The organism is Streptomyces tubbatahanensis (genome assembly GCF_022699385.1).
Taxonomy (GTDB): Bacteria; Actinomycetota; Actinomycetes; order Streptomycetales; family Streptomycetaceae; genus Streptomyces; species Streptomyces diacarni.
This window is the reverse complement of sequence record NZ_CP093846.1, coordinates 2840083-2859023: the sequence shown is the minus strand read 5'-3', so window position 1 is coordinate 2859023 and position 18941 is coordinate 2840083. Positions and strand designations below refer to the sequence as shown.

Genomic DNA, 18941 nt, shown 5'->3' with positions numbered 1-18941 from the left:
GGGAACCGGTTGTCGGTGGTGGCCGTTAATGTGGTCGAAGGTGGCACCCAGGGCCGCTGGTTGACGAGGGGGGAGGGCTCACATGGCGTACCGCACGCTGAGCGCGTGGCGCATGCACGCGGCCGTGCTCCTGCTGCTGCTCGTCGGCCTCTTCCTGACGCACAGCGGGCTGGCCACCGGCCTCGCGGCCGTCGCCGCCACGGCCGCCGTCACGCTGCTGTGCGGCGCGCTCGCCGGAGTGGGCGCCGCCGCGCCGCCGGCCCGCGGCCGGGTGCGCACGGCGATACGCGACCGCGAGCGGCGCACCGCCTTCCTCCCCCAACGCGATCCGGACGCCGCCGGGCGGCCGCGTCCCCGAGCGCCGGGCGCTCGCCCGACGACGGCCGCACGCATACCCGGGGCAGCCTCGCCGCCCGGCGAGTTGGGCGCTCCCGCGCCCGGTTAGGGCAAGCCCCCGCCGCCGCCCGGCACCCGTGCGGCTCGTCACGCCGATCCCGTTCCGGCTCCCCGTGAGCCATCGGCACGACGAGACCCGTGGAGGGCTCCCGCCTCATGTCTTCTTTCGCCGCGGTCGTGGCGTTCCTGTCCGACGCGCTCGAACCCGCTTTCCGTACCTCGGCCACCGCCGCCGCCATCGTCGTGTGCACCCTCTGCGTGCGGCTCGCCCTCCATCCGCTGGCCCGCGCCGCGGCCCGGGGTGAGCGGGGGCGCGCCGCGCTCGCCCCCCGCGCAGCCGAGTTGCAGCGCGAACACCGCCGCGACCCGGACCGGTTGCGGCGCGAGATGAGCGCGCTTCACGCACGCGAGGGCGTCTCGCCGGTGGCCGGATGCCTGCCGACGCTGCTGCAACTGCCGGTGTTCTTCGTGATGTACCACGTCTTCACCACCGATGACGCGCTGCTGGAGCACACCCTGCTCGGGGCTCCGCTGGGCGGTCGCTGGATGGATGTGCTCGGGCACGGCGGTCCGGTGGGCGCACAAGGGCTCGTGTACGTGGGCCTGTTCGCGCTGACGCTCGCGGTGGCGGCCTGGACGTACGTGCGAACGCGGCGGGCGGCGGCGGCCCGGACCGCGGGAACGGCCGGCGCGGCGGAGGCGCCCGTACAGCCTGCGGGGCTGACGCGGCTGTTGCCGCTGCTCTCGTTCGGGACCGTGGTCACGGTCGCGGTGGTGCCGCTGGCCGCCGCGCTGTACGTGGTGACGTCGATGACCTGGACCGCGTGCGAGCGGGCCGCGCTGCGGGTCGGGAGCGTTCCCGGGCGCGAGGGGCGCGAGGGACCAGAGAGGAAGCGGAAGCAGAGGCTACGGTCCAGTACGTGAACGCGGTCTTGTGGTTCTGAACGGGCTCTTGGAGGATCAGCTGATTCGCCTGGGAGGGAGAGCGACGTGAAACTGCTGCGCGTCGGATCGGTGGGGACTGAGCGCCCCGCGCTGCTGGACGAGGACAACACCCTGCGCGACCTGTCGGGGATCGTCCCCGACATCGACGCGGGGCTGCTCGCGGACGAGGCCGCGTTCACACGGGTCCGCGAGGCCGCTGCCGCCGGACGGCTGCCCGAGCTGGCCGCGGGTACCGAGGCCGGGGCCGCGCGGGTCGGGCCGCCGCTGTCGCGGATCGGCAAGGTGGTCTGCATCGGGCTGAACTTCCACGACCACGCGCGGGAGACGGGCGCCGCGATCCCCGGGGAGCCGATCGTCTTCATGAAGGCGCCCGACACCGTCGTCGGGCCCGACGACACGGTGCTGATCCCGCGCGGCAGCGAGAAGACCGACTGGGAGGTCGAGCTGGCCGTCGTCATCGGCAGGCCCGCGCGCTACCTGGCCTCGCACGACGAGGCGCTGGCCTGCGTGGCCGGGTACGCGATCGCCAACGACGTGTCCGAGCGCGCCTTCCAGATCGAGCGCGGCGGCCAGTGGGACAAGGGCAAGAACTGCGAGACGTTCAACCCGCTGGGCCCCTGGCTGGTGACGGCGGACGAGGTGCCGGACCCACAGGCGCTGACGATGCGGCTGTGGGTCAACGGCGAGCTGCGCCAGGACGGCACGTCCGCCGACCAGATCTTCCCCGTCGCCGAAGTGGTGCGCTACCTCTCCCACTTCATGACGCTGTACCCGGGCGACGTCATCTCGACCGGCACCCCCGCGGGCGTCGCCATGGGCCAGCCGGAGCCCAAGCCGTATCTGCGCGAGGGCGACGTCGTCGAACTGGAGATCGCGGGCCTGGGCCGGCAGCGCCAGGTGATGAAGTCGGCGTGAGTGGGCGGCCCCCACGTGAGGCAGCGGTCTCCTCGTGGGGCCCGTGGCGTGTCCCGGGCCTCACACGGTGCGGGCGCGGGTGAAGGAGCGGGCCGTCTCCAGCACTTGGAGGGCGGCCGCCGCCTCGTGCGCCGTCACGGGCGGGGGCGTGCCCTCACGCAGTGCGGTGGCGATCGCGTCGTAGAAGGCGGGGTAGTCGCCGTCCAGGGTGGGGACCGCGCGGGTGTCCTCCAGTGCGCCCAGCGTGCCCCACGCGTCCCGGGGCTCCACGCCCCAGGGGGTGCCCTCGGCGGGGCGGGCGCCCTCGCGCAGCGCGTTCTCCTGCGGGTCGAGGCCGTACTTGACGTAGCCGGCCCTGCTGCCGAGCACCCGGAAGCGGGGGCCGAGCCGGGAGGCGGTGGCGCTCATCCACAGGTGGGAGTGGACGCCGCTCTCGTGGGTGAGGGCGATGAAGGTGTCGTCGTCCGCCTCGGCGCCCGGGCGGCGCACGTCGGCCTCCGCGTAGACGGAGGCGGCGGGTCCGAAGAGGGTCAGCGCCTGGTCGACGAGGTGGCTGCCCAGGTCGTAGAGGAGGCCGCCCACCTCCTGCGGGTCACCGGACTCGCGCCAGCCGCCCTTGGGCCGGGGCCGCCAGCGTTCGAACCTGGACTCGAAGCGGTGGACCTCGCCCAGCGCGTCCTCGGCGAGGAGGGAGCGCAGCGTGAGGAAGTCGTTGTCCCAGCGCCGGTTCTGGAACGGGGCCAGCAGCAGCCCCTTCGCCTCGGCCTTCGCCGCCAGTTCGCGGGCCTCGGCGGCGGTGGGGGCCAGCGGTTTGTCGACGACGACGGGCAGCCCCGCGTCAAGCGCGTGGTGGGCGAGCCGCACGTGGGTGCGGTTCGGCGTGGCGACGACCACGAGGTCGAGCCTGTCCGGGTCCGCGAACAGGTCGTCGGCCGAGGGCAGCGTCCGCACTTCGCCGCCCGGGGCGCCCGCTTCCCGCGCCCGCTCGCGCCGCTCGGGGTCTGAGGTGACGACGGTGTCGAGCGTGAGCCCCGGCGTCGTGGCGATCAGCGGGGCGTGGAAGACCGAGCCGGCCAGGCCGAACCCGAGCAGGCCGACGCGGAGCGGCGAGGGGGAGGTGTCCATGCGGTTCATGCCCCCACCCTTGCAAAGCGGGTGCGGCCGGGCACGCACCGCCCGCCCCGAGGCCCGAGTACGTTCCGTCCGCGGTGAGCGCGTGCCCTGCGAGGATGCCGAGGTGGCTACCTCGCGCGAAAGCTCCGCACCCTACGAGATCCCCGCCGACGGGGCCGCGCCCGTGCGGGCCGGTGTTCCCGAGCACGGGCGGGTCCCCAAGTACTACTGGCTCAAGGCACGGCTGGTTCCGCTGCTGGAGGAGCTGGGCGAGGGCGGCGTGCTGCCCACGGAGCGCGAACTGGCGTCGCGCCACGAGGTGTCCCGGGAGACGGTCCGCCAGGCGCTGCGCGAACTGCTGCTGGAGGGGCGGTTGCGGCGGGCAGGGCGCGGCACGGTGGTGGCCGGGCCGAAGCTGGCGCAGCCGCTCGCGCTGGCCAGTTACACCGAGGGCGTCCGCCGCCAGGGCCGGGTGCCGGGGCGCACGCTGGTCGGCCTGGACCGGCACCCTTGCCCGGCCGCGCTCGCCGCCGACCTCGGGATCGCCGAGGGGGATCCGGTCTGGCATCTGGAGCGGTTGCTGTTCGCGGACGACGAGCGGGTCGGCCTGGAGTCCACGTACGTCGCGGTCGAGCGGGTGCCGGAGCTGGAGCGGGACTTCGAGGCCGACTCGTCCTTCTACGCGTACCTGCGGGAAGGGTTGGGGATCCGCTTCGGTGCGGCGGAGGAGCGGCTGGAGACGGTGTTGGCGACCCCGCGGGAGGCGCTGCTGGTCGGAACGCCGCCCGGGCTGCCGATGCTGTTGATCCACCGGCGTTCGCGGGACGACGAGGGGGCGCCGCTGGAGCGGGTCCGGCTGCTCTACCGCGGCGACCGCTTCAGCTTCACGGTGCGGCTGGAGGGCTGAGGTTCACGCTGCGGCTGGAGGGGACGTCGTTCGGCGGTCTCCGGCAGCCCTGTCCGTCCCCGCGGAGCCACCCGAGTCGTGGTCACGAGAACATAACGGGTCCGGACCAGAATTGCCGGGCCGTTCACCCGGCCGTCGCTCTTGGGCCATCGGGGCCCGGGAGGGTCGCGGACATGCGAGTCATAGTTGTGGGAGCCGGCGTGCTGGGGACCCTGCACGCCTGGCAGGCGGTTCAGCGCGGTCACGAGGTCGTGCACCTCGAACGGGAGGAGGCGGCCCGCGGCGCCTCCGTGCGGAACTTCGGCCTGGTGTGGGTCGGCGGAAGGGCGGAAGGGCCCGAGCTGGAGGCGGCGCTGCGCGCCCGGGAGCTGTGGGAGCGGATCGGTCAGGAGGTCCCGGCGCTCGGCTTCCGTGCCTGCGGTTCGCTGACGGCCGTCACCACCGAGGCCGAACTGGCCGTAGCCCGGGCCGCCGCCCAGCGCCCCGACGCCGCCCGGCGCGGCTCCACGCTGCTGACGCCCGAGGAGGTCAGGGAGCTCAACCCGGCGCTGCGGGGCAGCGCGCTGCGGGGCGGACTGTTCTGCGAGCGGGACGCGGCGCTCGAGCCGCGCCCCGCGCAGCGCGCCCTGACGAAGGCGCTGCGCGAGCGGGCGGCGGGCCGCTACACGTTCCTGGGCGGGCGCGAGGTCCGCGACCTGCCGCCCGGTGCCACCGCGGCGGTGCGGGACGACCACGGTGACCTGCACGAGGGGGACGCCGTCGTCCTGTGCACCGGCGCCTGGCTGGGCGGCCTGGTCCGCGCACTGCTGCCCGAGCCGCCGGTGCGCCGGGTGCGGCTGCAGATGATGCAGACCGAACCACTGGAGGAGCGGCTGACCACGGCGGTCGCGGACGCGGACAGTTTCCGCTACTACCCGGCCTACGGCGGCGCCGCGCTCGACGCGCTGGCCGCGGCCCAGCCGCAGCCGCCGGTCGCCGCCGAGCACCGGATGCAGCTGCTGATGGTGCAGCGCGCGGACGGCTCCCTGACCATCGGCGACACCCACGAGTACGAGACGCCGTTCGGCTTCGACGTGGACGAGCGGCCCTACCGGCATCTGACGGCCGTCGCCGAACGGCTGCTGGGGCGGGCGCTGCCCCCCGTGCGCAGGCGCTGGGCCGGGGTGTACGCGCAGTGCACGGAGCCGGGGCGCGTGGTGCTGCGGCAGCCCGTGCCGGAGCGGACGTCGGCGTGGCTGGTGACCGGGCCCGGCGGGCGCGGCATGACCTGCGCGCCCGCGATCGCCGAACGGACCGCCGACGAGCTGGGCTGGTGAGGACGTTGACGACAGTGACACCGAAGGACCGGGCGCCAGGCACACCGGACGCGGCGGGCATCACGCTCGTCGTGCTGGACATGGCGGGCACCACCGTCGCGGACGACGGCCTGGTCGAGCAGGCGTTCGGCGCGGCGGCGATACGCCTGGGGACCGCACCCGGCACGCCGCAGTTCGCGGCGATGCTCGACCACGTCCGCGCCACCATGGGCGAGTCCAAGATCTCCGTCTTCCGGCACCTGGCGGGTGGCGACGAGGAGCGGGCGCGGCAGGCCAACGCCGCGTTCGAGGACGCCTACGGCCGGCTGGTGGCCGACGGGCACTGCGCCCCCGTACCCGGAGCCCGCGAGGCCATCGAACAGCTGCGCGCCGCGGGGCGCACCGTCGCCCTGACGACCGGCTTCGCGCGGGCCACCCAGGACGCGATCCTGGCCGCGCTGGGCTGGCGCGACCTGGTCGCCGCCACCCTGTGCCCCGCCGACACCGGCCCGCTGGGACGTGGCCGGCCCCACCCGGACCTGGTGCTCGCCGCGCTGCTGCGCACCGGCGCGGCCGATGACGTGCGCCGCGTCGCCGTCGCCGGTGACACGGCGTACGACATGCGCTCCGGCGTACGCGCGGGCGCGGGCGTGGTGGCCGGGGTGCTCACCGGGGCGCACGGCACGGAGGCGCTGCGCGAGGCGGGGGCGACCCACGTGCTGGACTCCGTCGCCCGCCTGCCCGAGCTGCTGTCCTCGCTGGAGCGCCCGGATGCCTGAGCACGGTGTCTGAGCACACGGTGTCTGAGCACACGACGCCTGAGCACACGACGGCTGAGCACACGGTGTCTGAGCACACCAGCGCACGAGGACGCGGCATCCGCTTCGAGCAGGTGACCGTCGCCTACGACGGCACGGCCGTCCTGGAGGACTTCGACCTGGAGGTCGAGGCCGGCGAGGTGATGGCGCTCCTCGGCCCCTCGGGATCGGGCAAGACGACCGCCCTGCGCGCCGTCGCGGGATTCGTCCGCCCCGCGCGCGGACGCGTGCGGATCGGCGACCGCGACGTGACCGACCTGCCGCCCCACGCCCGGGACGTCGGCATGGTCGTCCAGCAGTACGCGCTCTTCCCGCACATGCGCGTCGCCGACAACGTCGCCTTCGGGCTCAAGGCCAGGAGGACACCGCGCGGACAGGTGGCGGAACGCGTCGCCGAAGCGCTGGAGATGGTCGGTATGGGAGGGTACGCCCGCCGCTACCCCCGCGAGCTGTCCGGCGGGCAGCAGCAGCGCGTCGCCCTCGCCCGCGCACTGGCCGTACGGCCCGGAGTGCTGCTGCTCGACGAACCGCTCTCCGCACTGGACGCGCGGCTGCGCTCCGGCATGCTCGCCGAACTCGACAGGCTCCACCGCGAACTGCCCGACGTCACTGTCCTGTACGTCACCCACGACCAGGTGGAGGCGCTGACGCTGGCCGACCGGGTCGCCGTCATGGACCGGGCGCGGCTGAAGGAGGTCGGCACTCCGTGGGAGCTCTACCGGGCGCCGCGGGGGAGTTTCGCGGCGTCGTTCGTCGGCTCGGCCAACCTGCTGCCTGTCACCCGGGCGGGCGAGGGGAAGGTCAGGTTCGGCGACACGGAGCTGCGCGTCGCCACCCCGGGGCCGGGCGCCACCCCGGGGCCGGGCGCCGGCGAAGCGGCCGCCACCTTGTGCGTACGCCCGCACCGGATCGTCCTCGGGGACGGCGGTGCCAACGTGCTGCGGGGCGTGGCGACAGCCGTCCAGTGGCGGGGTGCCACCCACCGCGTGGCCGTCGAGGTCGCCGGGCACGAGGTCGTCGCCGACGTCCCCGAGTCGGCCTCGACGCCCCACGTCGGCGACCGTGCCGCCGTGTCCTTCGCGGCGGAGGACGGGGTGCTGCTCGATGACTGAGACCCTGGCCTCCCGCAGGCCGGCCGGGCCGCGCGTTCGGGCGCGGTCCGCCGCGCAGCGGCCCGGCGGGTCCGCCCGCACCGGGCGCGTCTGGCTGTGGGCCCTTCCGCCGCTGGCCGTGCTGGCCGTCTCCTTCCTCCACCCGCTCGTGCTGGTGGTGCGGGAGAGCTTCTCGGGCGGGACGGCGGCCTACCGGCAGGTGTTCGGCTCCGAGGCGTTCACCGACGCGTTGGCCACGACCGTCGCCCTCGCTCTCGGAGCCACTCTCGGCTGCGTCGTCATCGGGTTCGCGCTCGCGCTGGTCGTCGCCTTCGTGCCGTTTCCCGGCAGCAGATCGGTGGCGCGGTTCATCGACGTGTTCCTCTCCTTCCCCTCGTTCCTGATCACGCTCGCGCTGCTCTTCCTGTACGGCACGGTGGGGATGGCGAACGGCCTGTGGACGGGGGTGACGGGGGCCGAGGAGGGGCCGTTCCACTTCCTGACGACGCCGTGGGGTGTGCTGCTGGCGGAGGTCACCTACTTCACCCCGTTCGTGATGCGCCCCCTGCTGGCCGCGTTCGCGCAGCTGGACACCGCCCAGCTGGAGGTGGCCTCGTCCCTGGGGGCGCGCCCCGCGCGGATCGTCCGGCAGGTGATCCTGCCCGAGGCGTATCCGGCGCTGATGGCGGGCGGCGCTCTGGTGCTGGTGCTGTGCCTGAACGAGTTCGCCATCGTGTTGTTCACGGGGGCCAAGGACGTGGTGACGCTGCCGATGCTGGTCTACAGCAAGGCGATCCTGGAGTCCGACTACGTCTCCGCGTGCGTGGTCGCCACGGTCGACGTCGTGCTCTCCGTGGGCCTCTACGGCCTCTACCGCTCCCTCACCGGAAGGAGCAGCCGCCGTGCTCGTGCACACGCGTAAGGGGCGCTGGGCGGTGTGGGCCGTCTTCGCGGTGGTGTTCGTTCCGCTGTTCGCACTGCCGCTGCTGGTGATCGCCACGGCGTCGCTGTCCACGAACTGGAGCGGTGCGCTGCCCTCGGGACCCACGGGCGTCCACTACGCGTCGGCCACCCGAGGCGAGTCGCTCGCGGCGCTGAGCGTCTCCTTGCAGACGGCGCTGCTGGCGAGCGTGGCGGCGCTGGCCGTGGGCACGTGGGCGGCGCTGTCGGCGGCGTCCCTGGGGCGGCGTGGCCGCCGCCTGATGGACGCGCTGTTCATGCTGCCGGTGGCGGTGCCCTCCGTGGTGGTGGGACTGGCCGTCCTGGTGGCGTACAGCCGTCCGCCTGTGCTGCTCAACGGCACCCGGTGGATCGTCATGCTGGCGCACACCGTGCTGGTGACCGCGTTCGCCTACCAGTCGGTGTCGGCGGCGCTGGCCAGGCTCGACCCCGCCTACGCGCAGGCTGCCGCCTCGCTGGGAGCGCGCCCCTGGTACGTGCTGTGGCGGGTGAAGCTGCCGTTGCTGCTGCCGTCGCTGACGGCGGCGGCCGGGCTGTGCTTCGCCCTGTCGATGGGGGAGCTGAGCGCCACGATGATGCTCTACCCGCCCGACTGGATGCCGCTGCCCGTGCAGATCTTCGCCGCCACCGACCGGGGCTCCCTCTTCACCGGCTCCGCGCTCGCGGTGGTGCTGATGGCGGCCACCTCGCTGGTGCTCCTCGCCGTCTCCCGTATCCGTACGAGGGCCTCCTACCGCTGAGGACCGGCAGGTCCCGTCGGCCTCCCGAGCCTCGCCCCGCTGTCTCTCCGCTCTTCGAAAGGTGCGCATGCCCATGTCCCCGCACATCCGCTTGTCCCGGTACGCCCCGGCGGTGCTCGTGCTGCCGCTGACCGCGCTGACGCTCTCCGGTTGCGGGGGCACGGGGTCGGCCGCAGCGGGCGACGACAAGGTCGTCACCGTCTACAGCGCCGACGGCCTCAAGGGCGAGAGGGGCAACGGCTGGTACGACGAGCAGTTCGAGGCGTTCGAGCGCGAGACCGGTATCACGGTCAAGTACGTCGAGGGCGGCTCCGGCGAGATGGTGCAGCGCACCGAACGGGAGAAGAACAACACCCAGGCGGACGTCCTGGTCACCCTCCCCCCGTTCATCCAGCAGGCCGACAGCAAGGGCCTGCTGCGCGGGTACGCGCCCGAGGGCGCCGCGCACATCCCCGAGTCGGAGCGCCCTGCCGACGGCCACTACACGCCCCTGGTCAACAACTACTTCGGGTTCATCCACAACACCGAGAAGCTGCCGAAGCCGCCCGAGACCTGGGACGAGCTGCTGTCGAAGAAATACGAGGGCAAGCTGCAGTACTCGACACCGGGCGTGGCCGGTGACGGGACGGCGCTGCTCATCAAGGCGATCCACGACTTCGGCGACCGGAAGCGGGCGATGGACTACCTGGGCGCGCTCCAGAAGAACAACGTCGGCCCCTCCTCCTCGACCAGCAAGCTCGCCCCGAAAGTGGACAAGGGGGAGCTGCTGGTCGCCAACGGCGACGTGCAGATGAACTACGCGCAGGCCGAGACCATGCCGCACCTCGGCATCTTCTTCCCCGCCGCGAAGAAGGGCGCCAAGCCCACCACGTTCGCGTTGCCCTACACGGCGGGCCTGGTCAAGGGCGGCCCGCACACGGAGAACGGCGAGAAGCTGCTGGACTTCCTCCTCGGCGAGCGGCCCCAGCGCGAGGTCTCCTCCGTCGGCGGCGGCTTCACCGTGCGCGACGACATCGAGGCGCGGGACGACCAGGCCGAGGAGCTGGCAGCGCTGATGAAGGGGGTCGAGGTCTTCCGCCCGGACTGGGAGGAGGTGGCAGGCGACCTCGACTCCTACCTCTCCGGCTGGAAGCGGGCCACCGGCAGCTGACGGCGAGCCGCGCCGCCACAGCGCCCCTGACCACCGCGTGAAGGTCACGGCTGACCTGCACCGGCCGCTGCGGTTACGCTGAGCGCGGCGGCCGGTTCCCGTACACCGTGGTACGTCCCACACCGCCGCCCTGACCACCACGACCCGGCAGGAGCCCACCCGTGGCAGAGCGCAAGCCCATCGAGTCCTGGCTCACCGACATGGACGGTGTGCTGATGCACGAGGGGATCCCGGTCCCCGGCGCCGACTCCTTCATCAAGCGGCTCAAGGAGTCGGGGCGTCCGTTCCTGGTGCTCACCAACAACTCGATGTACACCCCGAGGGACCTGCACGCGCGGCTGGCCCGCATCGGCCTCGACGTGCCGACGGAGAACATCTGGACCTCGGCACTGGCCACCGCGCAGTTCCTCGACGACCAGCGGCCCGGCGGCACCGCCTACGTGATAGGAGAGGCCGGGCTGACCACGGCGCTGCACGACATCGGGTACGTGCTCTCCGACGCCGACCCCGACTACGTGGTACTGGGGGAGACCCGCACCTACAGCTTCGAGGCCCTCACCCGCGCCATCCGGCTGATCAACGACGGGGCGCGGTTCATCGCCACCAACCCCGACGAGACCGGCCCCTCGGCGGAGGGCGCACTGCCCGCCACCGGATCCGTGGCCGCGCTCATCACCAAGGCGACGGGAGCGCACCCCTACTTCGTCGGCAAGCCCAACCCGCTGATGATGCGGGCCGGGCTCAACGCGATCGGTGCCCACTCTGAGACCAGCGCCATGATCGGCGACCGCATGGACACCGACGTCCGCGCCGGCATGGAGGCGGGCCTGGAGACCTTCCTCGTGCTGACGGGGCTGACCCGGCCCGACGAGATCGAGCGGTACCCGTTCCGGGCCTCCAGCGTCGTCAACTCGATCGCGGACCTGGTCGAGCGGGTCTGAGAACCGGCGGGGCACCACGGGGCGAGCGGTGCCCCGCCGGTCCGTCACACGCTGCCCGGGCGCCGCCGGGGCAGCGGGGCCGCGAACAGGGCGCCGAGAACACCCCACAGCACCAGATGCGCGCCCAGCGACAGCACGCGGAAGTCCCACAGCAGGGTGGCCGGCACCGGTACGGCGTCGGGGTTGTCCGGCAGCAGGAAGAGCGCGGCCAAGGTGGCGACCACCGCGGCGGCCGCCGCCGACTGGCGCACGGGCAGCCCCCGTCCCGAGCGGCCGAGCCGCAGGTGCACCTGGTGGGCGAGCACCATGCCGAGCACGCCGATGACGAGCGCGGCCAGCCACAGCGCCTGCCGTTCGGTGACGGTGCCGCCGTCGCCCACCCCCGGCGGGTTGGCCGGGTAGCGGAGCGCGGGCAGCAGAGACAGGGCGAGCAACCCGGCCCCCGCCACCCCCATGGAGCGCTGCCAGCCGCGGCCGTCGCCCGGGGGCGCGGCCCGGTGGACGAGCGCGTAGGCGACCGTGAAGAACACGCCGATCGCCAGCCCCGCCACCACGGCGGTCACCAGGAGCCCCAGGTGCTGGGTGCCCCGGCTGAAGAGCTCCTCCGCCTCGCCGGCGTGGGAGTGGGCGTGGCCCGCGTGCCCGGCGGCCTCGGTGGCCGAGCGCTGCTCCTCCAGCCGGATCGCGCGGTCCATCAGCGGTTCGGCCAGCACGAGGGAGAACAGCCCCGAGGCGAGCCCGGCGAGCCCGCCGGCCGCGAGGCCGCGGCCGAGCAGGGGCAGCAGGGGATAGGGAGTCGTCTGAGCGGAGACGGACATGAGAAGCGGTACCCCCGTCTCGTCAGTGGCAGGGGGCGCCGAACAGATGGCGGCCGTCGTGGGAGAACTCGTGCAGGTACGAGCCGGTGGCCGAGACGAGGTTGCCGTTGTCGACGAAGACGGCGTAGAGCGCGAGCAGTGCGACGATCGCGGCGGCGGCCACGATGAGCCAGTCCCGGGTCCTGACCGTCGCCGGGTGCGCGGCGGCGGCCTCGGGCGCGGTGGCCGTGCCGACGGTGTGCGGGGACATCCGCATGCCTCCTTCTGGGGTTTCCACGCCCCATCGGTGGTCAGGCGACAGGTCAGTTCCTGACTCCCGTACGGGCGCGCTTCGCCGCGTACGGACACAGTGGCGGGACCGTCCCGGAGTCGCACCGGGTTCCTGCGCACTGTCGCCTCGGTAGTTTTGCCGCTCAGGAGGCTCCCAGCCCGCATGTGCACTGTCAATAAGGGCTCCGTCACACCCCGTGGCGACCGTGCGGGCAACCAGCGGTTCCTGCCCGGCTGTTGAGTTATCCACAGGCCAACTGCGGGCGGTGACCCCTGTGGCACGATGAGGCGACGAACCGGGGGACCAAGGGGGAGTGGATGTACGGCAGTCACGGTCGCCGGCCGCCGCGTGGGACGCGCGTCCGGCGTGGCGCCGCCACCCGGCGCGGTGCGCGGGCAGTGGCCGCTGCGCTCGCCGGCGCGGCACTGCTGCTGGCGGGCTGCTCCTCCAGCGACGGGCGCGGCGGCGACTCCGGCTCCTCGAAGCCCTCGCCCACCATCGAGCAGCGCCCCAGGTCCCAGGCGCCCTACTGGGTGGACCCGGAGTCGAACGCCGCACGCCAGGCCGCCGCCTACGAGCGGGACGGGAAGGCGGCCGAGGCCGCCGGGATGAAGAAGATCGCCGCGCAGCCGGTGGCGGAGTGGATCGGCACCGAAGAGCCGCGCCGCCAGACCGAACGGGTCACCAAGGCCGCCGCCGAGGCGGACCGCGGCGCGCTGCTCGTCCTCTACAACGTGCCCCACCGCGACTGCGGGCAGTACAGCAAGGGCGGCGCGAAGGACGCGGCGGCCTACCGCACGTGGCTGGACGCCGTCGTCGCCGGCATCGGTGACAGAGCCGCCACGGTGATCGTCGAACCGGACGCCCTCGCCCACGTGGTGGCCGAGGGCTGCACCCCGGCCGCGTTCCACGACGAGCGCTACCGGCTGCTGGCCGAGGCCGTCACCGCCCTCAAGCGCCTGCCCGGCACCACGGTCTACCTCGACGCGGGCAACCCCGACTGGATACGCGACGCCGGCGCCCTCGTCGAGCCGCTGAACCGGGCGGGCATCGCCGAGGCCGACGGCTTCTCGCTGAACGTGTCCAACTACCAGACGACGGCCTCGAACATCGCCTACGGCAAGCAGCTGTCCCCCAAGGTCGGCAACAAGCCCTTCGTCATCGACACCAGCCGCAACGGCAACGGACCACTGGAGGGCGCGCACGCGGACGAGGAGGCGTGGTGCAACCCGCCGGGCCGCGCCCTGGGCGAGGCGCCGACGGTCAAGACGGGCCATGAGCTGGTGGACGCCTACCTGTGGATCAAGCGCCCGGGCGAGTCCGACGGCGAGTGCAAGGGCGGGCCCGCGGCCGGCCGGTGGTGGCCGGCCTACGCCCTCCAGCTGGCCCGCAACGCCAAGGAGTGACCGCTGGCCCGCAACGCCAGGGACTGACCCAGGGAGGCCGCGCCGCCTACTCCGGATCCTGGCCTGTGACCGTGGCGTGCGCGGCGGTCGGGTCCACTTCCACCTTGATCCAGCGCGCCTTGGAGGGGATCCCGTCGTCGTCCACGGCGAAGACCATCCACCATCCCGGGGTGACCAGAGACGGATCGTCGGGGATGGTCGTCGTCACCTTGCCGTCGCCCGACCTGGTCATCTTCAGCGCGACCGACGACTGCTCCACGTTCGTCACGTGCGTGAACGACCCGGGCCGCACGAGGCGGAGCTTGCTGAGCGAGTCGGCGTCCTCGCTCCGGAAGGAGACGCGGTCGCCGACCTCCACCGTTCTGCGGCTGCCCCCGACGTCCCCGAGGTCGGGCTGCTTCTTGCCCTTGTGCAGGTAGGGGGGCGTGTAGATCTCGATGCGCTGGTCGAACTGGCCCGGCTTGGTGTTGGCCTTGTCGGCGTAGAGCGAGTCGGAACCGAAGGTCATCACGCGGCCATCCGGCAGCAGCAGGCCGCCCGAGTGGTAGTTGCGGCCGACGAGGGGCGCGGCGGCCTCCTCGTACGCGTTGGCCTTCGGGTCGTAGAGCGCGGCCTTGAGCACGTTGCTGTCGCTCTTGCCGCGGTACTGGCCCGAGCCGTTGGTGGTCAGCACCGTGTCGTCGGGCAGGATGACGCTGCTGGGGTAGCGGACCTTGTCGTAGAGGTCGGGGCCGTCACGGAAGCGGGGCTTCTCGTCCTTGAGGTCGACGATGCGGGTCTTGGAAGTCGACGTGGGGGACTCGCCGACACCGCCACCGCCCTGCACCATGAACTTCCGCGACTGGGTGGGCGGCAGCGGCACGGACATCGCCGTCTCCAGCACGTCGGGGTCGCTCATGCCGGGGATCTCGGTGAACTCGTTGGTCTCGATGTTCCAGATGCCGGGCTCGCGGCCCTTGTCCGCGGGCCCGTAGCCGGCCGTCGTACCGCTGTAGAAGAGGCGGTTCTCGCCGATCAGGTGCAGCCCGGGGTAGGTGGGGAAGAAGCGGGTGTCGGGCAGGTAGTGCCACTTCTTCGTCTTCGGGTCGAAGACCTCGTTCTTGCCGGGGACGACCTGCCCGATGTCGTCGAGTCCTGAGACGGTCAGTACCCGGCCGTCCTGGAGCGTGACCTGGGTGGGGTACCAGCGGGCCTCGTGCATCGGGTCGACGGTCAGGTAGCGCTCGGCCACCGGGTCGAACTCGTAGGCGTCCTTGATGCCCTGGAAGTCCTTCTTGTCGAAGGACATCTTCTGCGCGATGCCGTACACGTTCCGCTTCCAGGAGCCCGTCAGGCCGCTGACCGTGTACTTGTCCTGCGTGCCCGTCTGGTACTCGCGGCCCTCCTTCTCGGCCTCGGCGTAGACGCGCGTGACGCTGGCCTCGGTGCCGACCTCGCCGGTGTCCGGGTCCTTCACCTTCTTCGCGGGCGGCAGGTTGACGGCCTTCTGGGAGACGAAGGTCTTGCCGTTCCCGCGGCCGGTGAAGCGGGTGCCCTTCTCGATCATCTTGGCGCGGTCGGGATTCTCGTTGTAGAGGAGCATCAGCCCGCCGGCCTTCTGCACATCACCCTTGAGCGTCTCGTACCGCTGGGTGCCGCCCGCGACCAGCAGTTTGCCGTCCGGAAGCTGGTTGTGCCCGGAGCAGAACAGGTCGTTGGGGGTGGGGATGTTCTTGAAGGTGTTCTTGGCCGGGTCCCACAGCACGGTGCGGAAGCTCTTGGCGGCGAAGTTCTTCGCGTCGTTGCCCGAGCCCGCCACCAGCAGCACCTTGCCGGTGTTCAGCAGCGCGGCGTGGATGGTGTTGATGCGGTACTTCTCGGGAACGTCGACGATCTGCCAGTGGCCCTTGGCCGCCTTGTACTCGGACCGGTTGATCTCGTAGTCGTGGTACTTCGCCGACGCGAAGCCGTAGAGCGCGGGGCCGTTGAATCCGGCGATGGCGACGACGACCGCGGTACCGATCGCGATGCGCTTGACGCGGCGGTTCTTGGAACGGCGTCTGGCCTGGCGGCGGGTCGAGCGGGAGGTCATGGTTCGGGTCCCCTAAGGGCGATCGGCGCGTGCTGTTCAAAGGAGGGCGGCGGGTTCGCTCACCCGTGCGGACCGCCGTGGGGCGGTTCGCCCCACGGCGGGGGCGGGGGCGGGGACGCGGGCGACGGCGCCGCCGGGGCGGGCCCGCTTCGCGCGCCCGCCCCGCTGCTCGGAGAGGGGCCGTCGGCCCAGCCTTCGCCCGTACCGGGATACGTCCGGGCCGCGGCCCTGTGTCCGCCCGGCCCGTTGCCCCCGTGGGTGGCGGCCCGGTGGGCGTCGGCATCCGTGAGGTGCCCGTTCGGGCCCGGATCGCCGTGGGCGGCAGCTGGGCGGGTGTCCCGCTCCGGGAGGCGCCCGTGCGCGGGAGCCGTGCCGGCGTCCGCGGCGCCCCAGGGCCCGGGGGCCTCGGGGACCGTCGGCTGACGCCGCCTGCGGCCCGTTCCCGGCGCCCACTGGCCGGGGCCGGCCGGTGCCGCCCCGGCGGAGGGCGCGGCGGGCTGCGGAAGGCCGCGGCGCCCCGTGCCGGGGAGGCCCTCGTCGTGCCCGGCGAGGGCCCCGTGCGGCGCGCCGGCGGGTGCCGCTGCGGCGGGAAACGGCGGCGCGGCCTCACCCAGCGCGCCTGCACCGGGAGCACCCTGCGCCTTGCCGTGCCCGGCGGCGGGCGGACCCTGCGCTTCGGCGTGCCCGGTGGCGACAACGGGTGCACCTTGTGCTTCGGCGTGCCCGGCGGCGGCAGCGGGCGCACCCGGCGCATCGGCGTGCTCGGCGACAACGGGTGCACCCGGCGCCTTGCCGTGCCCAGCGGCGGGCGGACCCGGCGCTCCGGCGTGCCCAGCGGCGACAACGGGCGCACCATCCTGCGCCTTGCCGTGCCCGGTGGCGGCTCCGTGGGCACCCTGCGCCTTGCCGTGCCCGGCGGCGGGAGCCCCCGGCGCACCCGTGTGCCCGGCGGCGACTACGGGCGGACCCGGCGCTCCGGCGTGGCCGGCGGCGGCGACGGGAGCACCCTGCGTGTCCGCGTACCCGGCGACAACGGGCGCACCCGGCGCGTCCGCGTGCCCGGTGGCGTCGTCCTGCCGGCCGCCCTGGGGGCGGCTCCGCGCCCTGCGGCGCTTCTCGGCGCGGACGGTGGCGGCCCAGCCGATGATCGGGGCCGCCGTGATGAGCAGCGCGAGCCCGGCCCAGGTGAGCATCGCGGGGTGGTCGTGGCCCAGGAAGAGGGAGCCGACGAGGGAGCCGCCGAAGACGGCGATGAAGAACAGATGGATGCGGAACGTGCCGAAGAGGGTGTCGGGGCTGGCCGAGTTGCCCTTGGGGGTGACGACGAACTTGCTCTTGCGGCGGAGGACCGTATCGAAGAGGGAGCGCGCGTAGACGGGCGCCGAGAGCGCGGACATCAGCATGCCGGCGAGTCCGCCGGAGCCCTCGGGTTCGTGCGGGGAGACGTTGTGCCGCCGGTTCCAGATGTAGAGGCCGATCTGGAGTGCGGTCGCGTTGCCGTACAGCGCCATCCACACCGTCGGGTCGATCTGTACGCCGGAGGCGCCCATGCCGAGGAAGAGGGCGCAGGAGAGGGCGGCGAGGATCCAGTTGAGCGCCGAGATCGGGTAGAAGATCATCAGCATCGTGTAGTTGAACAGCTTGCCCAGCGGCATGGAGCCGAAGCCGCGCCAGTACTGGCCCAGGATCGTCTCGTAGGTGCCGCGGGACCACCGCAGTTGCTGGGTGAAGAAGTCCGTCCAGGCGTTGGGTCCCTCACCGACGGCCAGGACGTCGGGGGTGTAGACGGAGCGCCACTTGTTGCCGGTGGCGGGGTTGCGGTGGCGGTGCATCTCGAAGCCGGTGGCCATGTCCTCGGTGATGGAGTCGTAGAGGCCGCCGATGGACTTGAGCGCCGAGATGCGTACGGCGTTGCTGGTGCCGACGAACATGGGCGCGTCGTAGGCGTTGCCGGCGCGCTGGATGAGGGCGTGGAAGAGGAACTGCTGGGACTCGGCGGCCTTGGTGACGAAGTTGTCGTAGTTGCCGTAGACCTGGGGGCCGATGACGAAGCCGACGTCCGGGTCGCGGAAGTATCCGAGCATCCGCTCCAGGTAGTTGGCCAGCGGCACGTGGTCGGTGTCGACGCCGGCGAAGAAGTCGTAGGAGTCGCCGTGCGCGTCGAGCCACGCGTTGTAGTTGCCGTGCTTGGTCCTGGCGCGGAAGGCGCCCTTCCGGGTGTTCCACTGGGCGACGCCCTTGCGGGAGAAGTGGTGCACCCCCAGGCGGCGGCAGACCTCCTTGACCTCGGGGTCGTCGCCCTCGTCGAGCAGCCACACGTGCACGGTGCCGCGGTGCCGTACCCGTACGGCCGCCTCCAGGGTCTTGGTGACCATCCCGATCGGCTCCTTGCCGGGCACGAACGAGGTGAGGAAGGCGACGCGGGTGCCGGCCTCGGGCACCACGGGTATCGGGTCGCGGGCCACCAGGGTGGCGTGCGCGTTGGATATGACGTTCAGCGTGCGGAACAGCTCGATCAGCCCGATGGAGACGAGCATGACGACGTCGAGCTTGAGCACCAGGTCGGAGACCTCGCCGGCGTCGCGTTCCGTCCAGTGGGCGGGCTGCATCAGCCACACCAGCAGCCCGGCGGACAGCAGTGGGGCCAGGCACAGCAGGAAGCCGGCGCGCAGCCGGTGCGGTTCGTCCGCGAGCAGGCTGCGGTAGGCCACGCGGTAGGGCGTGCCGGGCTCGGGGCGGGTGAGCGGGCCCGCGAGCCTGCTGTAGTGCTCGTAGTCGTAGCGGGGCGCGGCGCGCTCCCAGGGGTGCGGCGAGGGGGTTCTGGGGGGTCTCGGTATGCGCAGCTTCGCCGTCCGGGTCGGGTCCTGGTTCTCCTGCGGGTTCGAGACCGGCTGCCGGGCACCCGTCGGCGGCGTCGTCATTGAGACCTTCCCCCCGCACGCAGCGCGCTGCGTGCCTCGTGCTGGCCCGTGTTCTGCCCCCTCGGCCCGGGCGCGGCAGACTTCGGCCGCCGTGCGCGGGAGACGGGTGCGGGCCGTTTCGCGGTTCCCCTGCGGTCGTTCGATCGTGTGTGCCAGCCGTTTCGCGCTCCCCCAAGCACGGCA

At 73.0% G+C, this 18941-nt stretch carries 16 protein-coding genes, 1 pseudogene and 1 riboswitch; of the genes and pseudogenes, 12 read left to right on the top strand and 5 right to left on the bottom strand.

Going from position 1 to position 18941, the window contains the following annotated elements; genetic code table 11:
* The first annotated feature begins 82 nt into the window (after positions 1-82).
* The 3 genes from MMF93_RS12310 (at position 83) to MMF93_RS12300 (ending at position 2256) form a co-directional block, all read left to right on the top strand.
* Positions 83-445: a DUF6412 domain-containing protein gene (locus tag MMF93_RS12310; RefSeq protein ID WP_242751359.1), complete on the top strand. Its 363-nt coding sequence runs from the start codon at positions 83-85 to the stop codon at positions 443-445.
* Positions 446-552: 107 nt separating this feature from the next.
* A complete protein-coding gene (locus MMF93_RS12305; protein WP_242751358.1) occupies positions 553-1320 on the top strand; it encodes a YidC/Oxa1 family membrane protein insertase in 768 nt (255 codons plus the stop codon).
* 66 nt (positions 1321-1386) lie between these two features.
* The gene (locus tag MMF93_RS12300) at positions 1387-2256 is read left to right on the top strand and encodes a fumarylacetoacetate hydrolase family protein (protein ID WP_242751357.1); all 870 of its coding nucleotides are present in this window, start codon (positions 1387-1389) and stop codon (positions 2254-2256) included.
* Positions 2257-2316: 60 nt separating this feature from the next.
* Here the strand turns inward: MMF93_RS12300 and MMF93_RS12295 are convergent, their stop codons facing one another.
* Positions 2317-3390: a Gfo/Idh/MocA family protein gene (locus MMF93_RS12295; protein ID WP_242751356.1), complete on the bottom strand. Its 1074-nt coding sequence runs from the start codon at positions 3388-3390 to the stop codon at positions 2317-2319.
* Positions 3391-3493: 103 nt separating this feature from the next.
* Here MMF93_RS12295 and MMF93_RS12290 point away from each other — a divergent pair, with 103 nt between their 5' ends.
* From MMF93_RS12290 to MMF93_RS12255, 8 genes are all read left to right on the top strand, one after another.
* Positions 3494-4276 (top strand): GntR family transcriptional regulator, encoded by a 783-nt coding sequence (locus tag MMF93_RS12290; protein ID WP_242751355.1) that lies wholly within the window; start codon positions 3494-3496, stop codon positions 4274-4276.
* A gap of 173 nt (positions 4277-4449) precedes the next feature.
* Complete coding sequence (locus MMF93_RS12285; protein WP_242751354.1) at positions 4450-5592, top strand: TIGR03364 family FAD-dependent oxidoreductase; 1143 nt, start codon at positions 4450-4452, stop codon at positions 5590-5592.
* Positions 5593-5597: 5 nt separating this feature from the next.
* A complete protein-coding gene (locus MMF93_RS12280) occupies positions 5598-6350 on the top strand; it encodes a phosphonatase-like hydrolase (RefSeq protein ID WP_423835407.1) in 753 nt (250 codons plus the stop codon).
* 65 nt (positions 6351-6415) lie between these two features.
* Positions 6416-7501: an ABC transporter ATP-binding protein gene (locus MMF93_RS12275; protein WP_242751353.1), complete on the top strand. Its 1086-nt coding sequence runs from the start codon at positions 6416-6418 to the stop codon at positions 7499-7501.
* A complete protein-coding gene (locus tag MMF93_RS12270) occupies positions 7494-8402 on the top strand; it encodes a 2-aminoethylphosphonate ABC transporter permease subunit (RefSeq protein WP_242751352.1) in 909 nt (302 codons plus the stop codon). The genes MMF93_RS12275 and MMF93_RS12270 overlap by 8 nt, the downstream gene beginning before the upstream one ends.
* The gene (locus MMF93_RS12265) at positions 8383-9180 is read left to right on the top strand and encodes an ABC transporter permease subunit (RefSeq protein ID WP_242751351.1); all 798 of its coding nucleotides are present in this window, start codon (positions 8383-8385) and stop codon (positions 9178-9180) included. The genes MMF93_RS12270 and MMF93_RS12265 overlap by 20 nt, the downstream gene beginning before the upstream one ends.
* A gap of 73 nt (positions 9181-9253) precedes the next feature.
* On the top strand, positions 9254-10330 hold the full coding sequence (locus tag MMF93_RS12260; protein ID WP_242751350.1) for a 2-aminoethylphosphonate ABC transporter substrate-binding protein: 1077 nt from the start codon (positions 9254-9256) through the stop codon (positions 10328-10330).
* A gap of 161 nt (positions 10331-10491) precedes the next feature.
* Positions 10492-11271, top strand: coding sequence for an HAD-IIA family hydrolase (locus MMF93_RS12255; RefSeq protein ID WP_114024486.1), 780 nt, complete (start codon positions 10492-10494; stop codon positions 11269-11271).
* Positions 11272-11315: 44 nt separating this feature from the next.
* Here MMF93_RS12255 and MMF93_RS12250 read toward each other — a convergent pair whose 3' ends face one another.
* Positions 11316-12089 (bottom strand): CbtA family protein, encoded by a 774-nt coding sequence (locus tag MMF93_RS12250; protein ID WP_242751349.1) that lies wholly within the window; start codon positions 12087-12089, stop codon positions 11316-11318.
* A gap of 22 nt (positions 12090-12111) precedes the next feature.
* Positions 12112-12339 (bottom strand): CbtB domain-containing protein, encoded by a 228-nt coding sequence (locus MMF93_RS12245; RefSeq protein ID WP_242751348.1) that lies wholly within the window; start codon positions 12337-12339, stop codon positions 12112-12114.
* A gap of 33 nt (positions 12340-12372) precedes the next feature.
* A riboswitch (cobalamin riboswitch) is annotated at positions 12373-12497 on the bottom strand.
* 180 nt (positions 12498-12677) lie between these two features.
* Between MMF93_RS12245 and MMF93_RS12240 the strand changes: the two genes are divergently transcribed.
* Positions 12678-13766, top strand: a complete 1089-nt coding sequence (locus MMF93_RS12240) for a glycoside hydrolase family 6 protein (RefSeq protein ID WP_242751347.1) — start codon at positions 12678-12680, stop codon at positions 13764-13766.
* 46 nt (positions 13767-13812) lie between these two features.
* On the opposite strand, the gene glxA is transcribed toward MMF93_RS12240, so the two are convergent.
* Together glxA and MMF93_RS12230 are read right to left on the bottom strand one after the other, a co-directional pair.
* Positions 13813-15837: a radical copper oxidase GlxA gene (gene glxA / locus MMF93_RS12235; RefSeq protein ID WP_242751346.1), complete on the bottom strand. Its 2025-nt coding sequence runs from the start codon at positions 15835-15837 to the stop codon at positions 13813-13815.
* A 1043-nt stretch (positions 15838-16880) separates the two neighbouring features.
* Positions 16881-18758: pseudogene (locus MMF93_RS12230) on the bottom strand (glycosyltransferase family 2 protein); the annotation flags it as partial.
* Positions 18759-18941: the final 183 nt, after the last annotated feature.